This is a genomic window from Microcella pacifica (assembly GCF_009371975.2).
In the GTDB taxonomy this organism is placed as follows: Bacteria; Actinomycetota; Actinomycetes; order Actinomycetales; family Microbacteriaceae; genus Microcella; species Microcella pacifica.
Genome location: NZ_VIKT02000056.1, coordinates 1 through 1056, shown reverse-complemented (window position 1 = coordinate 1056; position 1056 = coordinate 1). Strand labels below are relative to the sequence as shown.

Sequence of the window (1056 nt, the reverse complement as noted above, 5' to 3'; positions counted from 1 at the left end):
CCCAACCCAACGAGACGTGGCAGTCCGACTTCACCCACTGGCGCCTGGCCGATTGCACTGACGTGGAGATCCTGAATTGGCTCGATGACCACTCCCGCTACCTCCTAGGCTGCACCGCAACACGCCGCGTCACCGGCGACCTGGTCGTGAGCGACTTCCTGCGCGTCACCGACCTGCACGGGGTCCCCGCTTCCACCCTGACCGATAACGGCAGCGTCTTCACCTCCCGCTTCACCGGCGGCAAGAACGCCTTCGAATACGTCCTGGCCCTGCAAGGGGTGAGGCAGAAGAACGGCTCCGCCTCCCACCCTCAAACGCAAGGCAAAATCGAACGGTTTCATCAGACCCTGAAGCGGTGGCTGGCCAAGCAGCCTCCCGCCGACACGATCGGCGACCTGCAAGAGCAACTCGACAGATTCCGCGACCACTACAACGAGCGCCGCCCGCACCGAGCCAACGACCGCGCCACGCCCGCCACCGCCTACCGGGCCACCGTCAAAGCAGCCCCAGCGAGCACGACGGCAGAAACCCACTATCGGGTTCGCTACGACCACGTCGCAGAAGACGGAAAAGTGAGCCTGCGCCGCGCCGGCCGCATGCACCACCTCGGGATCGGCGTCGAGCACCGACGCAAACGGATCCTGGCCCTCATCGACGACACCACCGTCACCGTCGTCCACCTCGACACCGGCGAGGTGATCGCCCGCAACAGCATCGACCCCACTCGAAGCTACTGGCGCAACACGACCAAAAGTGCCGGCCGTTGGCCGAGCAGATGAGACCTATGTCGCGACTCAGATGAGACCTATGTCGCGACTCATCACACGGTGCACCTGCTGCAGGTTTACTCGAACCCCTCCCCCGAGAACCTCCCACCTCAAGAACTGATCCTCCTGTCGACAACGCTCGAAAATTGGACAGTATCGACGCTTGAAATGTGAACACTCGACGATTGGAGAGTGATCACTTTGGAAGATTGGGCATTGATTCGGAGGTTGGCTGCGGAGGGCGTGCCGAAGGCGCGGATCGCGGCGCGGTTGGGGATATCGCGGACCA

Annotated in this window: 2 protein-coding genes; both read left to right on the top strand. The window is 63.1% G+C overall.

The features are described 5' to 3' along the window. A partial coding sequence (locus tag FK219_RS14270) for an integrase core domain-containing protein (protein WP_152584347.1) occupies positions 1-779 on the top strand: 779 nt, incomplete at its 5' end. Positions 780-959: 180 nt separating this feature from the next. Further along, a partial coding sequence (locus FK219_RS14210) for a helix-turn-helix domain-containing protein (RefSeq protein ID WP_328821705.1) occupies positions 960-1056 on the top strand: 97 nt, incomplete at its 3' end.